General features: G+C 72.5%; 22 protein-coding genes. 14 read left to right on the top strand and 8 right to left on the bottom strand.

The window, feature by feature from the left end:
* Window positions 1-4 precede the first annotated feature (4 nt).
* Window positions 5-988 carry a metallophosphoesterase gene (locus tag ACTMMA_RS08520; protein WP_441189693.1) on the bottom strand — a complete coding sequence of 328 codons (984 nt, stop codon included), beginning with the start codon at window positions 986-988 and terminating at the stop codon, window positions 5-7.
* A 76-nt stretch (window positions 989-1,064) separates the two neighbouring features.
* On the opposite strand from ACTMMA_RS08520, the gene ACTMMA_RS08525 reads away from it, so the two are divergent.
* Complete coding sequence (locus tag ACTMMA_RS08525) at window positions 1,065-1,529, top strand: GatB/YqeY domain-containing protein (protein WP_441189694.1); 465 nt, start codon at window positions 1,065-1,067, stop codon at window positions 1,527-1,529.
* Between the two features lie 77 nt (window positions 1,530-1,606).
* Here the strand turns inward: ACTMMA_RS08525 and ACTMMA_RS08530 are convergent, their stop codons facing one another.
* Entirely contained in the window at window positions 1,607-4,237 is a 2,631-nt protein-coding gene (locus ACTMMA_RS08530; RefSeq protein WP_441189695.1) for a transglycosylase domain-containing protein, read from the bottom strand.
* 36 nt (window positions 4,238-4,273) lie between these two features.
* Window positions 4,274-5,077 carry an alpha/beta hydrolase family protein gene (locus tag ACTMMA_RS08535; RefSeq protein WP_441189696.1) on the bottom strand — a complete coding sequence of 268 codons (804 nt, stop codon included), beginning with the start codon at window positions 5,075-5,077 and terminating at the stop codon, window positions 4,274-4,276.
* Between the two features lie 35 nt (window positions 5,078-5,112).
* Between ACTMMA_RS08535 and sp36 the strand changes: the two genes are divergently transcribed.
* From sp36 to ACTMMA_RS08555, 4 genes are read left to right on the top strand one after another with little or no spacing between them, the layout of a single operon-like run.
* Window positions 5,113-5,274 carry a Sp36 family protein gene (sp36, locus tag ACTMMA_RS08540; protein ID WP_441189697.1) on the top strand — a complete coding sequence of 54 codons (162 nt, stop codon included), beginning with the start codon at window positions 5,113-5,115 and terminating at the stop codon, window positions 5,272-5,274.
* A gap of 14 nt (window positions 5,275-5,288) precedes the next feature.
* Complete coding sequence (locus ACTMMA_RS08545; RefSeq protein ID WP_441189698.1) at window positions 5,289-5,768, top strand: RidA family protein; 480 nt, start codon at window positions 5,289-5,291, stop codon at window positions 5,766-5,768.
* A 30-nt stretch (window positions 5,769-5,798) separates the two neighbouring features.
* Window positions 5,799-6,677 (top strand): NUDIX hydrolase, encoded by an 879-nt coding sequence (locus tag ACTMMA_RS08550; protein ID WP_441189699.1) that lies wholly within the window; start codon window positions 5,799-5,801, stop codon window positions 6,675-6,677.
* Between the two features lie 5 nt (window positions 6,678-6,682).
* Window positions 6,683-7,528: an MBL fold metallo-hydrolase gene (locus ACTMMA_RS08555; protein WP_441189809.1), complete on the top strand. Its 846-nt coding sequence runs from the start codon at window positions 6,683-6,685 to the stop codon at window positions 7,526-7,528.
* A 52-nt stretch (window positions 7,529-7,580) separates the two neighbouring features.
* Here the strand turns inward: ACTMMA_RS08555 and ACTMMA_RS08560 are convergent, their stop codons facing one another.
* Window positions 7,581-8,258 carry a Crp/Fnr family transcriptional regulator gene (locus ACTMMA_RS08560; RefSeq protein WP_441189700.1) on the bottom strand — a complete coding sequence of 226 codons (678 nt, stop codon included), beginning with the start codon at window positions 8,256-8,258 and terminating at the stop codon, window positions 7,581-7,583.
* Window positions 8,259-8,342: 84 nt separating this feature from the next.
* Here ACTMMA_RS08560 and nth point away from each other — a divergent pair, with 84 nt between their 5' ends.
* The gene (gene nth, locus ACTMMA_RS08565; protein ID WP_441189810.1) at window positions 8,343-9,062 is read left to right on the top strand and encodes an endonuclease III; all 720 of its coding nucleotides are present in this window, start codon (window positions 8,343-8,345) and stop codon (window positions 9,060-9,062) included.
* A 13-nt stretch (window positions 9,063-9,075) separates the two neighbouring features.
* Window positions 9,076-9,753, top strand: a complete 678-nt coding sequence (locus ACTMMA_RS08570; RefSeq protein WP_441189701.1) for an NUDIX hydrolase — start codon at window positions 9,076-9,078, stop codon at window positions 9,751-9,753.
* Window positions 9,754-9,819: 66 nt separating this feature from the next.
* On the opposite strand, the gene ACTMMA_RS08575 is transcribed toward ACTMMA_RS08570, so the two are convergent.
* A complete protein-coding gene (locus tag ACTMMA_RS08575) occupies window positions 9,820-10,326 on the bottom strand; it encodes a phage holin family protein (RefSeq protein WP_441189702.1) in 507 nt (168 codons plus the stop codon).
* A gap of 362 nt (window positions 10,327-10,688) precedes the next feature.
* On the opposite strand from ACTMMA_RS08575, the gene ACTMMA_RS08580 reads away from it, so the two are divergent.
* The 4 genes from ACTMMA_RS08580 to ACTMMA_RS08595 all read left to right on the top strand — a co-directional run bounded on the left by ACTMMA_RS08580 (window position 10,689) and on the right by ACTMMA_RS08595 (window position 14,383).
* Window positions 10,689-11,555, top strand: coding sequence for a Fic family protein (locus tag ACTMMA_RS08580; RefSeq protein ID WP_441189703.1), 867 nt, complete (start codon window positions 10,689-10,691; stop codon window positions 11,553-11,555).
* Between the two features lie 376 nt (window positions 11,556-11,931).
* Window positions 11,932-12,972, top strand: coding sequence for a TadA family conjugal transfer-associated ATPase (locus ACTMMA_RS08585; protein WP_441189704.1), 1,041 nt, complete (start codon window positions 11,932-11,934; stop codon window positions 12,970-12,972).
* Entirely contained in the window at window positions 12,969-13,805 is an 837-nt protein-coding gene (locus ACTMMA_RS08590) for a type II secretion system F family protein (protein ID WP_441189705.1), read from the top strand. Before ACTMMA_RS08585 ends, ACTMMA_RS08590 begins: the two co-directional genes overlap by 4 nt.
* Window positions 13,802-14,383, top strand: a complete 582-nt coding sequence (locus ACTMMA_RS08595) for a type II secretion system F family protein (protein WP_441189706.1) — start codon at window positions 13,802-13,804, stop codon at window positions 14,381-14,383. Before ACTMMA_RS08590 ends, ACTMMA_RS08595 begins: the two co-directional genes overlap by 4 nt.
* A gap of 238 nt (window positions 14,384-14,621) precedes the next feature.
* On the opposite strand, the gene ACTMMA_RS08600 is transcribed toward ACTMMA_RS08595, so the two are convergent.
* Window positions 14,622-14,936: a hypothetical protein gene (locus ACTMMA_RS08600; RefSeq protein WP_441189707.1), complete on the bottom strand. Its 315-nt coding sequence runs from the start codon at window positions 14,934-14,936 to the stop codon at window positions 14,622-14,624.
* 287 nt (window positions 14,937-15,223) lie between these two features.
* Here ACTMMA_RS08600 and ACTMMA_RS08605 point away from each other — a divergent pair, with 287 nt between their 5' ends.
* Genes ACTMMA_RS08605 through ACTMMA_RS08615 form a run of 3 tightly spaced genes read left to right on the top strand, consistent with a single transcriptional unit; the run spans window position 15,224 to window position 16,301 of the window.
* Window positions 15,224-15,427 (top strand): DUF4244 domain-containing protein, encoded by a 204-nt coding sequence (locus ACTMMA_RS08605; protein WP_441189708.1) that lies wholly within the window; start codon window positions 15,224-15,226, stop codon window positions 15,425-15,427.
* Between the two features lie 32 nt (window positions 15,428-15,459).
* Complete coding sequence (locus ACTMMA_RS08610) at window positions 15,460-15,789, top strand: TadE family type IV pilus minor pilin (protein ID WP_441189709.1); 330 nt, start codon at window positions 15,460-15,462, stop codon at window positions 15,787-15,789.
* The gene (locus ACTMMA_RS08615) at window positions 15,786-16,301 is read left to right on the top strand and encodes an Rv3654c family TadE-like protein (RefSeq protein WP_441189710.1); all 516 of its coding nucleotides are present in this window, start codon (window positions 15,786-15,788) and stop codon (window positions 16,299-16,301) included. The genes ACTMMA_RS08610 and ACTMMA_RS08615 overlap by 4 nt, the downstream gene beginning before the upstream one ends.
* A gap of 64 nt (window positions 16,302-16,365) precedes the next feature.
* Here ACTMMA_RS08615 and ACTMMA_RS08620 read toward each other — a convergent pair whose 3' ends face one another.
* Together ACTMMA_RS08620 and ACTMMA_RS08625 are read right to left on the bottom strand one after the other, a co-directional pair.
* Window positions 16,366-16,833, bottom strand: coding sequence for a leucine-rich repeat flightless-interacting protein (locus tag ACTMMA_RS08620; RefSeq protein ID WP_441189711.1), 468 nt, complete (start codon window positions 16,831-16,833; stop codon window positions 16,366-16,368).
* Between the two features lie 126 nt (window positions 16,834-16,959).
* The gene (locus tag ACTMMA_RS08625; protein ID WP_441189712.1) at window positions 16,960-19,320 is read right to left on the bottom strand and encodes a DEAD/DEAH box helicase; all 2,361 of its coding nucleotides are present in this window, start codon (window positions 19,318-19,320) and stop codon (window positions 16,960-16,962) included.
* Window positions 19,321-19,365: the final 45 nt, after the last annotated feature.

Consider the following 19,365-nt stretch of genomic DNA (forward strand, 5'->3'; position numbering starts at 1 on the left):
AGGGTCAGTCCGCGGGGCGCAGCGTGAGCAGCGTCGCCTCAGGCCGGCACCAGAAGCGGAAGGGCGTGTAGGGATTGCCGCCCAGGCCCGCCGAGACGTGCAGCCAGGCGGCACCTGCGGGGGTGGCCGACGACGGCGCGGACCCGGCGCCCGGCCACCAGCGCGACAGCCCCGCCACCCGCCCGGTGTCCAGGTCGCAGTTGGTGACGAGGGCGCCATATCCGGGGATCTGCAGCTGCCCGCCGTGGGTGTGCCCCGCCATCAGCAGCCGGGCCCCGTCCGCGGCCATGGCGTCGAGCACCCGCTGGTACGGGGCGTGCGTCACCCCGATCGTCAGCGCAGCGTCCGGTGCGGCGGGCGCGGAGACCGAGGCGTAGTCGTCGTAGTGCAGGTGGGGGTCGTCCACGCCGACCAGCTCCAGCGGCACGCCGGCGACCTCCAGGCGTGCACGCGCGTTGGTCAGGTCGACCCACCCGCGCGAGGTGAAGCCGGAGACCAGCTGGCGCGTGGGCAGTCGGGTCGGGTCGGCGTCCAGGTCCTCCGCGTCGTCGGGGTGGTTGTCGATCCCCGGCCGCTCGTGGCTGTCGTCCAGGTAGCGCAGCGGGTTCTTGGCCTTGGGGGCGAAGTAGTCGTTGGATCCCAGCACGAAGGCCCCCGGCACGTCCAGGAGCCGGTCATAGGTCTCCAGCACCGCCGGGACCGCGTCGTGGGAGGCGAGGTTGTCGCCGGTGTGGATCACCAGGTCGGGGGCCAGCGCGGCGAGGCCGGCGACCCAGTCCCGCTTCATCCGCTGCCGTGGCACCAGGTGCAGGTCGGACAGGTGCAGGACCCGCAGCGGACGGGTGCCGGGCGGCAGGCACGGCACGTCCACCCGGCGCAGCGCGAACATCCGCGGCTCCACGACGGTGGCGTAGGCGGCGGCCCCCAGCCCCACGCCGCCGGTGACGAGCGCGAGCGGGCGGAGCGAACCCCATACCGAAGCATCCATCCCCCGATCCTCGCAGGTCCGGGGCCCACGAAAAACTCGGGAGGTCTGCGGGCGGCCGGGTGAGAGAATGGTGCCCATGACGACCTCCACCGGACTCAAGGCGACCCTCCAGCACGACCTGACCGAGGCCATGCGGGCCCGCGACAAGGTGCGCTCCGGCAGCCTCCGGATGGCGCTGACCGCGATCGCCAACGAGGAGGTCGCCGGCAAGGAGCACCGCGAGCTGTCCGAGGACGAGGTCCTCAAGGTGGTCGCCAAGGAGGCCAAGAAGCGCCGTGAGGCGGCCGAGGCCTACACCGCCGCCGACCGGCCCGAGCTCGCCGCCCAGGAGGAGGCCGAGCTGGCCGTCCTGGAGACCTACCTGCCCGCCCAGCTCGACGACGCCGAGCTGGACCGGATGGCCGTCGAGGCGGTGGCCGAGCTCGGGGTCAGCGGCATGGCCGGTATGGGGCAGGTCATGAAGGTGCTCACGCCCCGGGTCGCGGGCCGCGCCGAGGGCGGTCGTGTGGCCGCGGCCGTGCGCGCCGCCCTGACCTCCTGAGCCCACCCGGCCACCCCCCCTGCAGGGCACTGCAGACACCATCGCGCCCCGGTCCTGACGGACCGGGGCGCGCTGGTCTACTCATCCTCGCCGGGCGGCTCCGGCGGGCTCGGCCGGCCGGGTGGGTTCGGCGGGTTGGGGGGTCCGGGCTCATCCGGCGGGTCCGTCGGGGTGGGCGACGGCGTCGGTGTGGGCGAGGGGGACGGTGACGGGGACGCCGTGGGAGAGGGCGACTCCTCCTCGTCGTCGTCATCCTCCGGCGGTGCGCTCGGCCTGCTGGTGGGGGCCGGCTGGGCGGGCGCCGCGATCCCGGTCGAGACGTGCAGGACCACGGGGGTCTCGGTGCGGATGGAGCTGCCCACGCCCGGGGTGGTGTAGAGGACCGTGCCGGCCGCCTGGCTCGAGGCGGTCCGCTGGATGCTCGCGGTCAGCCCCGAGTCGCGCAGCTTCTCCTGAGCGTCGGCCTCCTGCATCCCGATGACGTCGGGGATGACCACGCGCTTGCCGTTGAGGATCTCCTCGGAGGGCTTGTCCCAGTCCTCGACGGGCAGGTCCTGGTGGGCCCAGTCCATGAACCGCTTCCAGGTCGGGGCCGCGATCGAGGAGCCGAACAGCGGTCCCTCGATGAACTGGTCACCCACGGTGATGTCCACCAGGTCGCCGTCGTAGGGCCGGGAGTTGCCGATGCGGCCACCGACGAAGACCGCGGTCGACAGCTGCGGGGTGAAGCCGGCGAACCAGGTGTGGGTCGAGTTGTCGTTGGTGCCGGTCTTGCCGGCCGCAGGACGCTCGCCGTCGAGGATCGCGCGCCAGCCCGAGCCCTTCATGTCGATGACGCCCTTGAGCAGCTCGACGGTGCCCAGCGCCACGTCCTCGTCGATGACCCGCTCGCAGCCGGGCAGGTCCAGCGGGATCTCGTTGCCGTTGGAGTCGGTGATCTTGGTGACCGGGACCGGCTCGCAGTAGATGCCGCCGCTGGCGAAGGCGGCGTAGGAGGCCGCGACGGTCAGCGGCGAGCCGTAGTCGGAGCCCAGGACGATGGAGGGCGGGAAGGCGTCCGGCTCGGAGCCGTCGCCCTGGTGCATCCCCATCTTCATCATGGTCTCGCGGATGTCGCAGGTGCCCACCTGGGAGGCCAGCGTGGCGAAGGCCGTGTTGACCGACAGGCCGGCCGCCGTGCGCATCGTGATCTCGGGGTCGTGGTTCTTGTCCTCGGCGTTGCGGACCGTCCAGTAGTCGGTGCCGATGGTGCACCCCTCCTGGAAGTCCTCCTGCTTGAAGACGCCGACCGGGTGGGTCTGGCCGTTGGCCGGCATCGGCTGACGGTCCTCGGGGTTGTCCAACCAGACGCCGTTGGAGTCGGCCAGCCCGGGCTCCTCGATCTTGAGCTTGCCCTCGACCGGGACGCCCTTCTCGAGGGCCTCGACCAGGGTGTAGGCCTTGGCGACCGAGCCGATCTGCATCCCACCGGGCCCGCCGTAGCGGGTGTCGACGTTCCAGTTGACCGAGGTGCTCTTGATCTTGTCGCCGGACTCGTCGAAGGAGTACTTGCTCGACTGGTGGAAGGCCAGGACCTTGCCGGTGCCGGGCTCGACGACCGAGGCGGCCGAGCCGAGGTAGTAGTCGTTCTCGGGCGTCGCCTCGCGCAGCATCTTGCGCAGCTCGCTGGACATCTTCACGTCCAGCGTCGTGTGCACCGTCAGGCCCTTGGTGTAGAGGGCCTCGCGCCGCTCGTCCGGGGTGTCGCCCAGGGCGGGCTGCTGCAGGAGCCAGGCGGTGACGTAGTCGCAGAAGTAGGGGTTGCGGGAGTTGAGGCACGAGCGCTGGCTGTCGCGGATGTTGCCCTCGAGCAGCTCGGGGACCGAGATCTCCTTGGCCTCGTCGTACTCCTTCTCGGTGATCATCTCCAGCTCGAGCATCTTGGACAGCACCAGGTTGCGGCGCTGCTCGGCGGCCTCGGGGTTGGCGACCGGGTTGGTGTTGCTGGGGTTGCGCACGATGCCGGCGAGCGTGGCGGCCTGGGAGATCGTCAGGTCCTTGGCCTTGGTGTTGAAGTAGTGACGGGCCGCGGCCTCCACGCCGTAGGAGTGGTCGCCGTAGAAGGCCAGGTTGAGGTAGCCGACGAGGATCTCGTCCTTGGTCAGGCGCTCCTCGAGGGTGACCGCATACTTCAGCTCGCGCAGCTTGCGGATGTAGCCCTCGGTGCCGGACCGGGCCTGGGCGGCCTGGTAGCCCTCCATGTCGCCCTTCTTGCGGGCCTCCTCCATGAGGGCGAGCTTGATGTACTGCTGGGTCAGGGTCGAGGCGCCCTGGGTGGTGTCGCTGGTGGTGTTGCTGACCACGGCGCGGGCCAGGCCCTGCAGGTCCATGCCGCCGTGGTCGAAGAAGCGCTCGTCCTCGATCGCGACCTGCGCGTCCTTCATGTGCTGGGAGATGTCCTTGCTCTCCACGATGATGCGGTTCTGGTCGGCCGGGGTCGCCAGGACGCTGCCGTTGGCGGCCAGGATCCGCGACTGCTGGTCGAGCGGGTTCTGCTCGAGGTCACCGGGCAGGCGGTCGAACATGCCGACCCCTTCCCGGGCGGCGAAGCCGGCGGCCCCGACCATCGGCGCCATCAGACCGGCGCCGATGATCCCCATCAGCAGCGAGACCGCCAGGAAGACCCCGAGCAGGGAGGTCACCTTCGCGGCCGTGAGAGCAGAACGCATAGGTCTACGGTACGGGAGTTTCCTGAGGATTCCCGGTTATCCGCGGTCTGCCGCCACCCCCAGGAGCCGCCGCAGCCGGTCGGTGAGGAGCCCGTAGGCGTCCGACCCGGGGTCGATGAGGGCGAAGTGCCCCGTGCCCTCGAGCACCTCCAGACGGTCTCGGCCGGGGGTTGCGCAGGTCGCCCACCAGGACTCCGCGACGTCCAGCGGCACCTGCTCGTCCTCGGTCCCGTGCACCACGACCACGGGGTATGGGGCGGCTCCCCTCAGCCTCGGGTCCGCGGCCGCGTAGGCCTCGGGAAGCTCTGCCGGACGGCCGCCCATCAGGTCGACGGCCGCGCCGTCGTCGAGACCGAGCTCGGCCACCATGGTCAGGTCGAGGCAGCCCGCCAGGCTGACCGCGCCGCGCACGCCTCCGGCCTCGGGCTCCTGCAGCAGCCACACCGCCAGGTGGCCCCCGGCCGAGTGGCCCACCAGGGCGAGCGGTGCGGCCCCGGCCTCCCGACGCACCGCCGCGAGGGCTTCGGCCACGTCGCGGAAGGTGCCCGGCCACCCGCCCCCGGGCATCCCGGAGCGCACGTACTCCGGGAGAGCGACCGCATACCCCTCCTCAGCGAGCGCGTGCGCCAGCGGGCGCAGGTGGGAGCGGTCCCAGAGGCCGCGCCAGAAGCCGCCGTGCACGAGGAGGACCCAGGCCGTCGCGGTGGCGGGGTCCCCGAAGAGCTCGTAGACCTGGTCCGGCCCCGGGCCGTAGCGCCGCGTCGGGGCGGGCGGCAGGGCGGGGTGGTCGAGGATGGCCCGATCGGGGCGCCTGTGGTCGGGTCGGGCACGGTCGGCCATGGTCGCTCACCTCCGGGGCCAGTATCGTCGGGGCCATGACGACTCAACAGTGGGAGTACGCCACCGTCCCCCTCATCATCCACGCGACCAAGCAGATCCTCGACCAGTGGGGCGAGGACGGCTGGGAGCTGGTCCAGGTCGTGCCCGGCCCGGACGGCACCAACCTCGTCGCCTATCTCAAGCGCCCGAAGAACTGAAGGAGACAGCCACCATGACGCAGAGCACCGTCGAGCAGCGCCTGGCCGAGCTGGGCCACACCGTCCCCGAGCTGGCCGCCCCGGCAGGCGCCTACGTGCCGGCCCTGCAGCACGGCGACCTTGTCTACACCTCCGGGCAGCTGCCCTTCGTCGACGGCGCGCTGCCGGCGACCGGCAAGGTGGGTGAGGGCGAGGGCCTGGTCGACCCCGAGGAGGCCAAGCGCCTCGCGGGCCTGTGCGCCCTCAACGCGATCGCGGCGGTGAAGTCCGTCGTCGGCGACCTCGACCGGGTCGTGCGCGTGGTCAAGGTCGTGGGCTTCGTCTCCAGCGACCCGGCGTTCACCGGTCAGCCCGGCGTCATCAACGGCGCCTCGGAGCTGCTGGGTGCAGCCTTCGGCGAGGCGGGCGTGCACGCCCGGTCAGCCGTGGGTGTGGCGACCCTGCCGATGGACACCCCGGTCGAGGTGGAGATCACCGTCGCCGTCCGCGACTGACGACGACCGAAGACGAGCGAAGGTGCCGTGATGAGCAGCTGGCGGGACTTCCCGATGCCGGAGCTCCTCGTGAGCTCGGCCCGGGGCTGGCTCGGGACGCCGGAGGCAGAGCGGACAGCGGCGGCGCCCAAGCCGTCGAGCACCGTCATGCTGCTCCGGGAGGCGTCGTCGGGGGAGGGCGTGGAGGTCTTCGTCCTCCGGCGTGCCTCGAGCATGCCGTTCGCGCCGGGGATGATCGCCTTCCCCGGGGGAGGCGTCGACGCCCGTGACGCCGACCCGGACGTCCCCTGGGCAGGGCCCTCCCCGCAGGAATGGGCGGGGCGGCTCGGCACCGAGGAGGCCGTGGCCCGTGAGCTGGTGATCGCCGCCGCGCGCGAGGTCTTCGAGGAGTGCGGTGTGCTGCTGGCCGGGCCGGACGCCGGGTCGGTCGCGGCCGACCTCACCGACCTCTCCTGGGGTCGGGAGCGGGCTGCGCTGCTGGACCGGCGCCAGAGCTTCGGCGAGATGCTCACCCGGCTCGACCTCGTGCTGCGCACCGACCTGCTCGCGCTGCGGGCGCACTGGACCACGCCGCTGTGCGAGCCGCGACGCTACGACACCCGCTTCTTCGCCGCCCGGATGCCGCAGGGCCAGGTCGCCGACGACCTGTCCTCGGAGGCCGAGCGGGTCGAGTGGGCCACGCCCCAGGCGCTGCTCCGGGCAGACGAGGAAGGGCGGGAGATCCTGCTGCCGCCGACCCGGGTCATGGTCGAGCAGCTGGCCCTGGTGGGCGACCTCGACGCCTGGCTGGACCGCGCGTCCGAGGTCCGGCGCGTGATGCCGTGGCCGGTCGAGCACTCCGACCGGCTGTGGATGCGCGCCCCGCTGGACGCGGACGGCAACGGACTGCGGGCGGGGGTGACCACGTGAAGGGCATGGCTCCGGCCGATCCCACCTGGGCCGGCGGGTCGTGGGGCGAGCGCGCCACCGCGATCCTGTGCCCCAATCCCTCGCCGATGACGCTGGAAGGGACCAACACCTGGGTGCTCGCCGAGCCCGGCAGCTCCGAGGTGATCGTGGTCGACCCCGGCCCCCTGCACGAGGAGCACCTCGCCTCGGTGCTCCATCACGTGGCGGGCCGGGACGCGCGGGTCGCCCTGACCCTGCTCACCCACGGGCACGACGACCACGCCGAGTCGGCGCCCCGCTGGGCCGAGCTGACCGGCGCGCCGGTCCGGGCGGTCGGACGTGGCCACGACGATCTGGCGGCCGGTGAGACCGTGCGCGTGGGAGGGCTGGAGGTCCTGGTCGTGCCCACGCCGGGGCACACGGCCGACTCGGTCTCCTTCCTCCTCCCCGCCGAGCAGGTGCTGCTGACCGGTGACACGGTCCTGGGCAGGGGCACCACGGTGGTCGCCTACCCGGACGGTGACCTCACCTCATACCTGGAGTCCCTCGAGACGTTGCGTCGGCTGACACGATCGGGCGAGGCGACCAGCATCGCCCCGGGCCACGGACCGGTCGTCCCTGACGCGACGGGGACCGTGGAGTACTACCTCGCCCACCGTTTCGAGCGGCTTGAGCAGGTGCGTTCCGCCGTCGCCTCGCTGCGGGCGGGAGGCGGGCACGCGCCGGACGGCACGGGCGCAGCTGGCGCGGCCGACCGTGGGGACCTGGCCGATCAAGTGGTGGCGACGGTCTACGCCGACGTGCCTCGCGCGGTGTGGCCGGCAGCACGTTTGTCTGTACTGGCGCAGCTGGACTATCTCGGCGAGCTGTAGCCGACCCGGATCGCCGGCCCGACCGCCGTCGGCGGTGCCGCTCAGCGCGGGCTCAGCGCGCGCGACGGCGCAGGCGGTGCAGGTCCAGCAGGGTCACCGACTTGGCGCCGAGCGTGATCCAGCCCCGGTGCGCGAAGTCCGCCAGCGCCTTGTTGACCGTCTCGCGGCTCGCGCCGACGAGCTGGGCCAGCTCCTCCTGGGTGAGGTCGTGCGCGACGAGCATCCCCAGGTCGGTGCGGCGACCGAAGCGGTCGGACAGGTCCAGCAGAGCCTTGGCGACCCGACCGGGCACGTCGGTGAAGACCAGGTCCGAGAGGCCCTCGTTGGTGCGCCGGAGGCGGTGGGCCAGGCCCGCGAGCATCTGCATCGCCACCTCGGGGTGATCGGCGAGGAAGACCCGCAGCGCGTCGTTGCCCAGGGAGATGAACTCGGTGTCGGAGACGACATAGGCCGTGGTGAGCCGGGGACCGGGGTCGAAGAGGCTGAGCTCACCGAACATCTCCCCCGGTCCGAGCACCGACAGCAGGTTCTCGCGCCCGTCCCCCGAGGTCCGGGCCAGCTTCACCTTGCCGGCGAGGATCACGTAGAGGGAGTCCCCGGGCTCGCCCTCGCGGAAGACGACCTCACCCCTGGCGAGCCTGCGCGGCGTCATGGACGCCCGCAGCCGCTCGGCGGTCGCGTCGTCGAGAGCCGAGAACAGTGGCGCCTTCATCACAATCTGACCGTCCACGGCCACATCCTCGCACGTCGGGCCTCCCGGGGCGGGGAAGGGTGTGTCTTTCATCACGTCTAGTCTGGGACGGTGAGCAGCACCATGGCCGACGGAGCGGGCGAGGTCGACGAGAGCAGGCTGGCGCTGGTGCGCCGCGCGCGTCGGATGTACCGCCTGCTCGGTGAGCGCTATCCCGACGCCCACTGCGAGCTCGACTTCGAGGATCCTTTCCAGCTGCTCGTGGCGACGGTGCTCTCGGCGCAGACGACCGACGTGCGGGTCAACGGCGTCACGCCCACGCTCTTCGCCCGCTACCCGGACGCCCGTGCGCTCGCAGCCGCCGACCGGGTCGAGGTCGAGACGATCGTCCAGCCGACCGGCTTCTTCCGGGCCAAGACCGACAGCCTGCTCAAGCTCGGGGCGGCGCTGGTGGAGACCTTCGACGGCCAGGTGCCGCGGCGGTTGAAGGACCTGGTCACCCTGCCGGGCGTGGGCCGCAAGACCGCCAACGTCGTGCTGGGCAACGCCTTCGGCGTCCCGGGGATCACCGTCGACACCCACTTCGGCCGCCTCGTCCGGCGCTTCGGCTGGACGCAGGAGGAGGACCCCGTCAAGGTCGAGCACGCCGTGGGCGAGCTGTTCCCCCGCAAGGACTGGACCCAGCTCTCGCACGTGCTGATCTTCCACGGCCGCCGCACCTGCCACGCCCGGCGCCCGGCGTGCGGCGTCTGCCCGGTGGCGCGCCTGTGTCCCTCCTACGGGGAGGGTGAGACCGACCCGGTCAAGGCGGAGAAGCTGCTGCGCACCGGGCCGCGCGCGTGAGAGCGGTCGGCGGGTGACCGCATACCAGCCTCCGGCGTGGTTGACCGGCTTCGCCGAGCGCGTGCCGGGGATCCCGGGGGAGACCTTCAGCCGCTTCCTCCCGCCGCCGGGCGGGGGCCGTCGCTCATCGGCGGTGCTCGTGCTCTTCGCCCCGGGGTGGGAGGAGCCGGAGGACACCACCGTGGTCATCACCGAGCGGGCGCACTCGATGCGCTCGCACGCCGGGCAGCCGGCCTTCCCGGGCGGGGGCACCGAAGAGGGCGACCTGGACGCGGAGGCGACGGCGCTGCGCGAGGCCTGGGAGGAGATAGGGCTGGACCCGGGCGGGGTGGACGTGCTGACCGAGCTGCCGACGTTGCACATCCCGGTCAGCGGCTATGACGTCACGCCGGTGCTGGCCTGGTGGCGCGAGCCGGAGCCGGGGCAGCTCTACGCCAAGGATCGGCGGGAGGTGGAGCGGGTGGTGCAGCCGAGCGTCGCCTCGCTCATCGACCCGAGTCGGAGGTTCCAGGTGCACCACCCCAGTGGGTTCGTCGGTCCCGCCTGGGACGTCGAGGGCCTGCTGGTATGGGGTTTCACCGCCGGGATCCTGGACCGCGTCCTCGACCTGGCCGGGCTGGCGCCGGGGTGGGACCGCTCGGCCCTGCGCGACCTGCCTGAGGCGCAGCTGCGGAGGGGGCCGAGACCATAGGTTTCGCCCCCTACGGGTTTGCTCGCTCACAGCGAGCAAACCCGTAGGGGGGCGATGGGGCGGGGGTCAGCGGGTACCGGGCTCCAGCGCCGCGGTCGTCGTGCCCGCCTCGGGGAGCGTGCCGGGCACGCGCTCGCCACGGAGCGTGGCAGGCGCCTGCTTGAGCGTCTCGACCGTCTTCTGGGCGTGCTCGATCGTCTTCTCCGGCTTGCCCTTGACCTGGGTGACCTGCTTCTTGCCGATGAGGGCGAGGACGCCGGCGACCACGAAGAGGAGGGCGGCCATGATCAGCAGGCCGGCCCACCAGGGCAGCCAGATCGCGATCACGGCGGCGAGACCGAGGAAGAGCAGCCCGAGCCCGTAGAGACCGAAGAGCGCCGCGCCCGCGAACATGCCGGCACCCTTGCCTGCGTGCTGGACGTCCTGCTTGATCTCGGCCTTGGCGAGTTCGATCTCTCCGCGCATGATCTGCGACAGGTCGGTCGACACGTCGCTGACGAGCTGACCGATGCTGCGGGGGCCCGTGGTGCCCACGAGGTGGGACGGTTTGCCTGGCTCAACAGGATGGCTCATGACGGCGATGCTATCTCGCGACCTGCGACGGCGCAGATCGGACAGCGCGGCGTCGTCAGTCATGGAGGGGGCCAAGGATGCTCTGCAGCCCGAGTCCGGGGTTCTGGGTCTGGTGTCCGCCCGGCACCCCCTGTACGTGCCGGGCGGACACCCTTCGACTCCCGGTCCCGTGACAGCCGGTGGGGCACTCCCCGAAGGGGGCCGCCTCGTCGATGCACCCATCGTCTCACCGGCGACGTGCCAGGGATAGGCCGATTTGGTCAAGGTTTGTTAAAGACTTCTGGGTAACCGGCCTCCCTGGCGCAGAGGGCGTCCCGCCGCACCTCGTTGGGCAGTTCGAGCGGCCCCTCTAGAGTGGCCCGGTGACAGCCATCAGCCATGCTCTTGCCCAGCTCCAGGCGCTGCCCGGGGTCGAGGAGGGTGTCGCGACCGCACGGGAGGCCTGCACGGGTCTGCGATGGCACGAGGGGTTGCGTCGGCGCACCCCGGAGGCGGCGGCGGAGTCGAGGGTCCGGGGCGCCGCTGCCAGCGCCATGCTCGAGGGTGCGGAGCCGGCCGGGTCCGAGGGTTCGGTGGACCTGGTCCGTGACCTCATGCGCGGTGCGATGCCCTGGTCGGCGCGGCAGGAGGACCCGGTGTGGCGTGTCCTCGCCGGAGCTGTCCGTGTCACGGCCGCGACGGAGGGGATCGGCCCGGTGCAGCTGAAGGCACCGGCCCAGGTGCTGGCCGCGCTGCATTCCTTCGCCGCCCGCGAGCTCATCCCGGCCGAGCAGCTGGGGAGGCCTCGCACCGGGGGCGAGGACTGTCGGGAGTGGGTCGAGCTCGGCGAGGCCCCCAGCCCCGCGGGCGCCACGGCTCGCCTCCAGCAGGTCCAGGACCTGATCCGGGTCGCTGCTGCGGGGTCCGCGCCGACGTTGATCGTCGCGGCCGTGGCCCATGCGGAACTGGTCGTGGCACGGCCGTTCGTCGCCGGCAACGCCCTGGTCGCCCGGGCGGTCGAGCGGGTCATCCTGCGTTCCGGCGGCCTGGACCCCACCGGGGTCGCGGTGCCCGAGGTCGGCCATGCCGATCGGGCCGGCACCGACTACCGGGGGGCGCTGGGTGCCTATGCCTCCGGGGGCCAGGAGGGGGTGCGGCTCTGGCTGCTGCACTGTGCCGAGGCGGTCCAGCGCGCCGCCGCCGAGGGGGTGCGGGTGGCCGATGCCGTGCGGGCCGGACGACTCCGCTGAGCCGGATCAGGACGCGTTTGCCTACGTCCGGTCGGACTTGGTCTGCTGCACTTGACCCCTCCCCGCCCGAGGGTGCATACTGATCAGTACGGCGCTCCTCGCAAGAGTTGCAGCGCGGGTGTATGGGACCATCCCCCCCTGGTCTCAGACACCGACGGCCCCGGCATCCCCCCCGCCGGGGCCGTCCCCTGTTTACGGGCTTCTTCTGACGTTGCCCACGTCGAGCCCCGTCTTCGTCCACATCGCGCACCTGTCGTTGTCGACACCTCGCTGTCCACACTTCTTTGTCCACATCCCGCGCGCGTGCCTCGGAGCTGTGCACACCTGAGGTGAGGACGCTTCCGCAGGGGGTCGGACACGATCAGGATCGTCGGGCATGAGCGACGAACTCGAGCAGGCTCTCGGGCCCCTGGCCCCGCTGCTGGCCAACCCCTCGGTGACCGATCTCATGGTCAACGGGGACGCCGGGGTGTGGGTCGACCGCGGTGAGGGGGCGGAGCGAGGCCGGGTGCAGCTCTCGGACCCGGCGACCGTGCGTCGCCTCGCCGTGCGGCTCGCGGCACTGGCCGGGCGACGGCTCGACGAGGCCTCGCCCTGGGTCGACGGACTGCTCCCGGGAGGGGTGCGGATGCACGCCCTGCTGCCGCCGCTGGTGTCGGGAGGGGCTCATGTGAGCCTGCGGATCCCGCGCGTGAGCTCGCAGTCCTTGGGCGATCTCGTCGGCCTGGGCATGCTCGACGGGCCCATGCTGCAGGTGCTGACCGAGGTGGTCGCACGACGGCTCTCCTTCGTCGTCACGGGAGGGACAGGATCGGGGAAGACGACCTTGCTGGCGGCCATGCTCGCCGAGGTTGCGCCGGCCGAACGCCTGGTGGTGGTCGAGGACGTGCGGGAGCTGATGGTGCGACATCCCCATGTGGTCCATCTGCAGGGCCGGGCCCCCAACGTGGAGGGGCGCGGTGAGGTCACGATGACGACCCTGGTCAGACAGTCCTTGCGGATGCGTCCCGACCGCGTCGTCGTGGGCGAGGTGCGTGGTGCCGAGGTGCGTGAGCTGCTGACCGCGCTCAACACCGGCCACGAGGGTGGGTGCGGCACCCTGCACGCCAACTCCGGGGCGGACGTCGTGCCGCGCTTCGAGGCGTTGGGTGCGTTGGCCGGGATGGAGCCGTCAGCGGTGCACGCCCAGCTCGCCAGCGCCATCGAGGTCGTCGTCCATCTGGCGCGATCGTCCGACGGCAGGAGGGAGGTGCGGGAGGTCTCGCTCCTGGGGCGGACCGAGGAGGGCCCGACCCGGGCGGAGGCGGCGCTGACGGGTCGGCCCGGGCGCTGGGAGCCCGGGCCGGCGTGGGAGAAGCTGTCCTCCCGGCTCGGCCTGGACCCTCGCTCCCGCATGCCTGAGGCGGGCAGCGGATGAGCGTGGTGCATGGCGTCCGGCCGGAGGGTGTCGCGTCCGGCCTGGAGCAGTGGGGCAGCTCCGGAGCGCTGCTGCCGACGCTGGCGGTGCTGGCTGCCCTGGCTGTGCTGGTCTGGCCCTCGCGAGCCTCCGGACGAGGTTCAGGGCAGGGCGTGGAGGAGCGGAGGGCCGTTCTGCGTGGTCCGACCGGAGGCAGGCGGGCGCGTGGGGGTGACGAGCGTGGTCCCCTGCGTCCTTTGCGTGGGGCCGGGGCCTGGTTGTTCGACCGATGGAGGCGGTCGGGCGACAGGTGGAGCGAGGAGGTCCGCATCCTGGATGGTCTGGCCGCCGGGCTGGAGGCCGGGCTGCCCACCGCACAGGCCTTGGCGGTCACCCTGGAGGCAGCGGCCTCGGGTGGCCGGAGGTCGTGGGAGTGGGAGCCCTTGGTGAGGGCGGCTCGCGAAGGTCAGGATCTGGCCACGGCTTGGGCCAGGGTGGGCCGGCGGACGGGGAGCCACGTGCTTGAGGGTGTCGCGCGGTCCTGGCGGGTGGCCGCCTCGACGGGCGCGCCGCTGGCCACTGCCGTCCGCAGCAGCGCCGCCTCCGCGAGGGAGCACCGGCGCCTGGCGCGAGCCATCCGCAGCGCCAGCGCTGGTGCCCGCGCCACGGTGCTGGTGCTCTCGCTGCTGCCCGTGGCGGGTGTCGCGATGGCGGCGCTCATCGGCATCGGGCCGATGGAGCTCTATGGAAGTCCCGTCTCGGCTGCCTCGGCCGCACTCGGGGTGGTGCTGCTGGGCGTGGGCCACCTGATCGTCCACCGGCTCGTCCGCCACGTCATGAAGGGGCTGGAGTGAGCGATCTGGCGACCGTGGTCGAGGCTCTGGCGCCGTTCCTGCTGGCCAGTCTCGCCGCCCTCGCGGTGCTGGCCTGGCCGGCGGACGTCCGGCCCTGGACCCCGCGGTCGAGAGCACCGAGCGCTGTCCGCGGATCGGCGGACGACGGGGCCCGCCAGGTCGCAGAGGCCATGGATCTGATGGCGCTGGCGCTGACCGGCGGTGGCTCGGTGGGTGCTGCAGCAGTCTCTGCCGGGGCCGTGCTGCCCGGCCAGTCGGGAGAGGAACTCGTTGCCGTGGGGCGAGCGATGGAGGGTGGGATCGACGCCACGGCGGCCTGGCAGGGTGTCGGGGAACGCTGGCTTCCGGCCCGACAGTGTCTGGAGCTGGCCGATCTGGCTGGCGTCCCTCCCGCAGAGGCGCTCAGTCGCGCCGCGGCCGACCTCCGGCGCGAGAGCCTCGCCGACGTGGAGGTCGCGGCGGCCAGGCTGGGGGTCGTCCTCGTCGTCCCGCTCGGCCTGGCCTTCCTCCCGGCATTCGTCCTGACCACGATCGTTCCGTTGGTCCTGACCCTGTTGGCCCAGCTCGCCGTCACCTGATCATGAGGCTCCGCCGATGAGCCTGCTCTCCAGGCGGGATCTGACTGGGCCAGGGTGGGGGCCAGGACGTGGAGGTGCCCGTTGGCCACCGGATCGCCTCCGGTGAAGGGGTCGGGGACATGGTCCGGGATCCAGCTGAGCCAGCCGGCCAGGGCCACCCTCGGTGGCACACCTAGTCGCATCCCGGCGCTTCTGAGTGCGGGAGTCGTCCACGCTGCCCGGTCGGGCTGCCAGATGCTCACCAGGTCGGCAAGGAGGCTTCGTGCGGTGTCCAGCTCGGGCTCGCGGCCGGCTGGACGTCCAGGAGAAAGAGTCCGCTCGAGGTGCGGGAGGACACGCCCACCTGGGCGTCAAGGCTCCAGTGGTCGTCGACTGACCCGGCGGTTGCCGATAGCCTCAGACCGAGGGTGGGAATGGGCTCGTTCGTGGTGTCGGTGCGGTTCCAGCCCTGCGCCAGGACCTCGTGCACGATCTCGGGGTCCGTCAACGGGGTGCGCGTCTTCACGGCCTTCCAGGGGGCCGGGACATCCAAGGCCCCATCGATGGCGCGCATGCTGTGCCAGTCCGACCCGTCTCGGCCGCAGTGCACAGGGGCGCGTCGGAGGGCCCCCGGTAGAGGGCGAGATGGGAAGTCATGGCACCTCTCGAGTTCGAACGTGGACTGCCCACGATGCCATGGCCATGCGACCGCTTCGATCGCCCATCCACATCCTCCTGGGCTCGCGGTGGGATATCCACCGTTTCTCCGGCCACCCTTCCTCAGGTGGGAACGGGTGCCCAGGCTTGGAGTCGTGAGGTTCGGCCCAACCGGGGCAGGGCCCATGAACAAGGAGGGGAAACATGAAGACGAGCACCATCGCCTTTCGACGGCTCTGGCGCGAGTTGCGGCGCAAGCCCGAGGCTGGCATGACGACGGCGGAGTATGCCGTGGGCACGATCGCGGCCTGCGCCTTCGCTGCGCTGCTGCTGGCCGTCATCAAGTCCGGCGCGGTCGAGGGACTGGTGACGACGGTGGTCACCACGGCGCTGTCGGTCTCGCTGTGAGCCGGCGCGGGCGTCCGGGTCGGGAGTCTGGGATGGTCAGCGCCGAGCTGGCACTGGCCTTCCCGGCCGTGGTCCTGATGCTCGCGCTGGCCCTGGCGGGGCTGACCTTCGCCGTCGACCTCGTCCGTTGCGAGGATGCGGCGCGGGCCGGTGCCCGCGCCGCATCCCGCGGTGATTCTGGCTCGGTCGTGCGGCAGATCGTGGACTCGAGGGCGCCTGACGGGGCCGAGCTCGTGGTGTCCTCACACGACGACTCGGTCCTGGTGCAGGTGAAAGCCCCTGCCCGGACCCGGATGCTGAGCATGCTTCCCAGGGCGATGGGCAGCGCGGAGGCCCGGTGGGAGCCGGGGGCAGCGCCATGAGGGTGCAGAGGCACGACAACGTTCGTCCGCAGAGGCACGACAACATTCGTCCGCGGCGTTTTCGAGGGCCTGTCCGCCGGCCCGTCCAGCCGGACCCCGACCGAGGCAGCGCGTCAGTGCTCGCGCTCGCCGTGGTAGGGATGGTGGTCGTGCTCCTGGCCGCCGGGCTCCTCATCGGTGCGGTCGCGGTCGCAGGCCAGTCGGCCCGTACGGCCGCAGATCTGGCGGCACTGGCCGCAGCGGGACGGGTCACGACCGGGCAGAGCGTGCAGGAAGCGTGCTCGGTGGCCGCCGAGGTGGCGCAGGACAACGGGGCCCGGATCACCGGCTGTGCGGTCCGGCCCGCAGAGTCAGGGGCGGCGCGGTCAGGGGCGGTCGGAGGTTCGGGGTCCGCCGTGACCGGTGCCCGGGCGGTGCCCACGGTCGAGGTCGAGGTCGGCCGAGCGGTGGCCGGCACCCGGTGGACGGTCCGGGCGAAGGCTGCGGCGACCGGGGTCCCGCAGCGTCGGTGATCTCAGATGATCTGCGTCGGTGAACCAGGGCAGCGCGGGTGAGGTGACGCCGCGTGGGGACGGCTCAGCGATCGAGGTCGAGGCGGCTGCGGTCGGCCGGCGGGACGTCGCGGTCGGTGCTGGTGCCGGTGCCGTAGGTGCTGTCACCCGGACGCGAGTTGCTGGCCGGGCCGGGGATGGTGGCGGGACGCTGGGGGCTGTCATGTCCGGATGTCGTCGTGCGGCCGGTGCGCGGGGCGGTCGCGTCACCGGAACGCTCGATCCTGCGGTCCTGGTCCTTGGCCTGCTTGCGCAGCTCGCGCATCTCCTTGGCACGGCGCGCCTTGGAGCGGGCGCCGACCGCCATGAGCCACAGGCCGATGGCCGCGACCGCGACCGTGGCTGCGCCAGCCAGGAAGAGCCACAGCGGCTGCATCTCCACGTTGAGAATGCCGTAGTCGAGCGGGATGGCGCTCTCGCCAGCGGTGGCCAGCACCATGTACGTGATGACTGCGGCGGCCAGCAGGACGAGCAGGAGGCCAAAGATCAGCATGGCGCGGCCCTTTCTTTGCGACGTGTGGCGAATCCGAGGGTATCGAGATATCCCAGGTGGGGCGAACCGCAGCGTCGCTCCCGGCCCGAACGGGGGAGCAGTTGCGCAGGCGCGGGTCCGGGGGGGTTATCCGGGAACGGTGACGACCCGCTCGGAGAGCAGGTGGGACAGCACGGCCACGGCGCCGGCCTTGTGGAGCGGATCGTTGCCGCTGCCGCACTTGGGGGACTGGACGCACGCGGGACAGCCCGAGGTGCAGGCGCACGCCTCCACCAGGTCGCGGGTCGAGGCCAGCCAGGTCGCGGCGGCCCGGTAGCCGCGCCGGGCGAACCCGGCACCGCCGGGGTGCCCGTCGTAGACCATGACCGTCGGCAGACCGGTGTCCGGGTGCGAGGGGGTGGAGACGCCGCCGATGTCCCACCTGTCGCAGGTGGCCAGCAACGGCAGCATCCCGATCGCGGCGTGCTCTGCCGCGTGCAGGGCGCCGGGGACGTCCTCCTCGCCGATCCCGGCCAGGGCCAGCTCCTCCTCCGGCAGCGTCCACCACACCGCCTGGGTCAGCAGCGTGCGCTCGGGCAGGTCGAGGCTGTGCTGGCCGAGCACCTCGCCGGTGGGGAGCACCCGCTGGAAGCTGGTGACCCGCGTGGTCACCTCGACCCGGCCGGTGCTCAGGTGCGCCGCGCCCCAGGCCGTGGCAGCCTCCGCCGACCGGATCGTGAAGGTGCTCTCGCTGCGTGCCCGCGTCGTCCAGCCCGGGTCGCCGGTGACGACCAGCGCCACGCCCGCCTCCAGGTCGAGCTCGGTGACGACGTGGGGCTGGCCCTGGTGGACGTAGACGGCACCCTCGTGGACCGTGGTCAGTGCCCGGCCCTCGTCGACGGTCCCCAGGATCCTTCCGCTGCGGGACTCGACGATCTGCACAGGTCCGCCTGCGTCGCGCAGCATCAGATGGTCGGTGGGCCGCTCCGGCCGGACCCAGAACCAACCCGTCGGTCGACGCCTCAGGATGCCGCCGGCGACCAGCTGCTCGGCCAGGTCGGCCACGGTCGGCCCGAACCACATCTCGTCGTCGCGGGTCAGCGGCTGCTCGGCTGCCGCGGCAGCCAGGTGCGGGCCGAGGACGTAGGGATTCTCCGGGTCCAGGACGCAGGCCTCCACCGGCGCGTCGAAGATGAGCTCCGGATGGGACAGCAGGTAGGAGTCCAGCGGGTCGTCCGCCGCGACCAGCACCGCCAACGACGGTGCCCCGCGCCGCCCTGCACGCCCGGCCTGCTGCCAGAAGGAGGCCCGCGTGCCCGGCCAGCCGGCCATCACCACCGCGTCCAGCCCCGCGATGTCGATGCCCAGCTCCAGCGCGCTGGTCGCCGCGAGGCCCATCAGCCCCCGCTCGCGCAGCGCCCGCTCCAGGGCGCGCCGCTCCTCGGGCAGGTAGCCCCCGCGATAGGCCGCGACCGTCCCCGCATCGACGTCGCCCCGGTCCTCCAGCTCCTGCCTGGCGCGGGCGGCCACCACCTCCACGCCCATCCGCGAGCGGGCGAAGCAGACGGTCTGCACGTCGCGGGAGACCAGGTCCGCGAGCACCGAGGACGCCTCGGCCACGGTGCTGCGCCGGCTGCCGTCCTCCAGCTCCGGCGGCCGCCACAGCGCGACGACCGTCTCCCGCCGCGGGGAGGCGTCGTCGGTGACCGCCACGACCGGCTGCCCCACCAGCGTGCTGGCCAGCACCTCCGGCTCGGCCACGGTCGCCGAGGCGAGGACCACGGTGGGGTGTGCGCCATACCGCGCCGCGATCCGCAGGAGCCGCCGCAGGACGGAGGCGACGTGCGCGCCGAAGACGCCGCGGTAGACATGGCACTCGTCGACCACCACATACCGGAGCGAGCGCAGGAACGCCCGCCACCGCTCGTGCCCCGGCAGCAGGGTGTGGTGGAGCAGGTCGGGATTGGTCAGCACGTAGTGGGCGTGGTCGCGGATCCAGCGCCGCTCGTCGGTCGGGGTGTCGCCGTCCAGCGTCGCGGTGCGCACCCCCGGCACCGCGAGGGTATGGAGCCGCGCGGCCTGGTCCGCGCCGAGGGCCTTGGTGGGCGCGAGGTAGAGGGCCGTCGCCCCACGGCCGCCGGCCGCCGACGCGCCCTCGCACAGGGAGGTCAGGACGGGCAGGAGGAAACCCAGTGACTTGCCCGAGGCGGTGCCGGTGGCGACCACCACGTGGCGGCCCTCCCGGGCCAGCTCGGCCACCCGAGACTGGTGCTCCCACAGCTCGTGGATGCCCTGGCCGTGCAGCGCCGCGGTGACCTCGGGTGCGACCCAGTCCGGCCACGGGAGCACACGACCCTCGCGGGCGGGCACCGTGCGCACGTGCACGAGCCGCTCGGCGCGTGGGCCGCGGGTGAGGTGGGCCAGCGCCTCGGCGGGCGCGAAGGCACCCCCGGGCGACGGCTCGCTGGGGTGCTCAAGGCGGTCCTCGAGGCGGTCGTGGTCGGACATCGTGACACAACGGTACGTCCGGGGGGTGACAAACCCGGGGTGCGT

Origin of the sequence: Ornithinimicrobium panacihumi (assembly GCF_052073805.1) — a bacterium.
GTDB classification, from domain to species: domain Bacteria; phylum Actinomycetota; class Actinomycetes; order Actinomycetales; family Dermatophilaceae; genus Ornithinicoccus; species Ornithinicoccus panacihumi.

Excerpts from the sequence above, each read along its gene's own strand:
- ACTMMA_RS08520 (WP_441189693.1), bottom strand. The coding sequence starts at position 988 with ATGGATGCTTCGGTATGGGGTTCGCTCCGCCCGCTCGCGCTCGTCACC.
- ACTMMA_RS08525 (WP_441189694.1), top strand. The coding sequence starts at position 1,065 with ATGACGACCTCCACCGGACTCAAGGCGACCCTCCAGCACGACCTGACC.
- ACTMMA_RS08530 (WP_441189695.1), bottom strand. The coding sequence starts at position 4,237 with ATGCGTTCTGCTCTCACGGCCGCGAAGGTGACCTCCCTGCTCGGGGTC.
- ACTMMA_RS08535 (WP_441189696.1), bottom strand. The coding sequence starts at position 5,077 with ATGGCCGACCGTGCCCGACCCGACCACAGGCGCCCCGATCGGGCCATC.
- sp36 (WP_441189697.1), top strand. The coding sequence starts at position 5,113 with ATGACGACTCAACAGTGGGAGTACGCCACCGTCCCCCTCATCATCCAC.
- ACTMMA_RS08545 (WP_441189698.1), top strand. The coding sequence starts at position 5,289 with ATGACGCAGAGCACCGTCGAGCAGCGCCTGGCCGAGCTGGGCCACACC.
- ACTMMA_RS08550 (WP_441189699.1), top strand. The coding sequence starts at position 5,799 with ATGAGCAGCTGGCGGGACTTCCCGATGCCGGAGCTCCTCGTGAGCTCG.
- ACTMMA_RS08555 (WP_441189809.1), top strand. The coding sequence starts at position 6,683 with ATGGCTCCGGCCGATCCCACCTGGGCCGGCGGGTCGTGGGGCGAGCGC.
- nth (WP_441189810.1), top strand. The coding sequence starts at position 8,343 with ATGGCCGACGGAGCGGGCGAGGTCGACGAGAGCAGGCTGGCGCTGGTG.
- ACTMMA_RS08575 (WP_441189702.1), bottom strand. The coding sequence starts at position 10,326 with ATGAGCCATCCTGTTGAGCCAGGCAAACCGTCCCACCTCGTGGGCACC.
- ACTMMA_RS08585 (WP_441189704.1), top strand. The coding sequence starts at position 11,932 with ATGAGCGACGAACTCGAGCAGGCTCTCGGGCCCCTGGCCCCGCTGCTG.
- ACTMMA_RS08590 (WP_441189705.1), top strand. The coding sequence starts at position 12,969 with ATGAGCGTGGTGCATGGCGTCCGGCCGGAGGGTGTCGCGTCCGGCCTG.
- ACTMMA_RS08600 (WP_441189707.1), bottom strand. The coding sequence starts at position 14,936 with ATGCGCGCCATCGATGGGGCCTTGGATGTCCCGGCCCCCTGGAAGGCC.
- ACTMMA_RS08605 (WP_441189708.1), top strand. The coding sequence starts at position 15,224 with ATGAAGACGAGCACCATCGCCTTTCGACGGCTCTGGCGCGAGTTGCGG.
- ACTMMA_RS08610 (WP_441189709.1), top strand. The coding sequence starts at position 15,460 with ATGGTCAGCGCCGAGCTGGCACTGGCCTTCCCGGCCGTGGTCCTGATG.
- ACTMMA_RS08615 (WP_441189710.1), top strand. The coding sequence starts at position 15,786 with ATGAGGGTGCAGAGGCACGACAACGTTCGTCCGCAGAGGCACGACAAC.
- ACTMMA_RS08620 (WP_441189711.1), bottom strand. The coding sequence starts at position 16,833 with ATGCTGATCTTTGGCCTCCTGCTCGTCCTGCTGGCCGCCGCAGTCATC.
- ACTMMA_RS08625 (WP_441189712.1), bottom strand. The coding sequence starts at position 19,320 with ATGTCCGACCACGACCGCCTCGAGGACCGCCTTGAGCACCCCAGCGAG.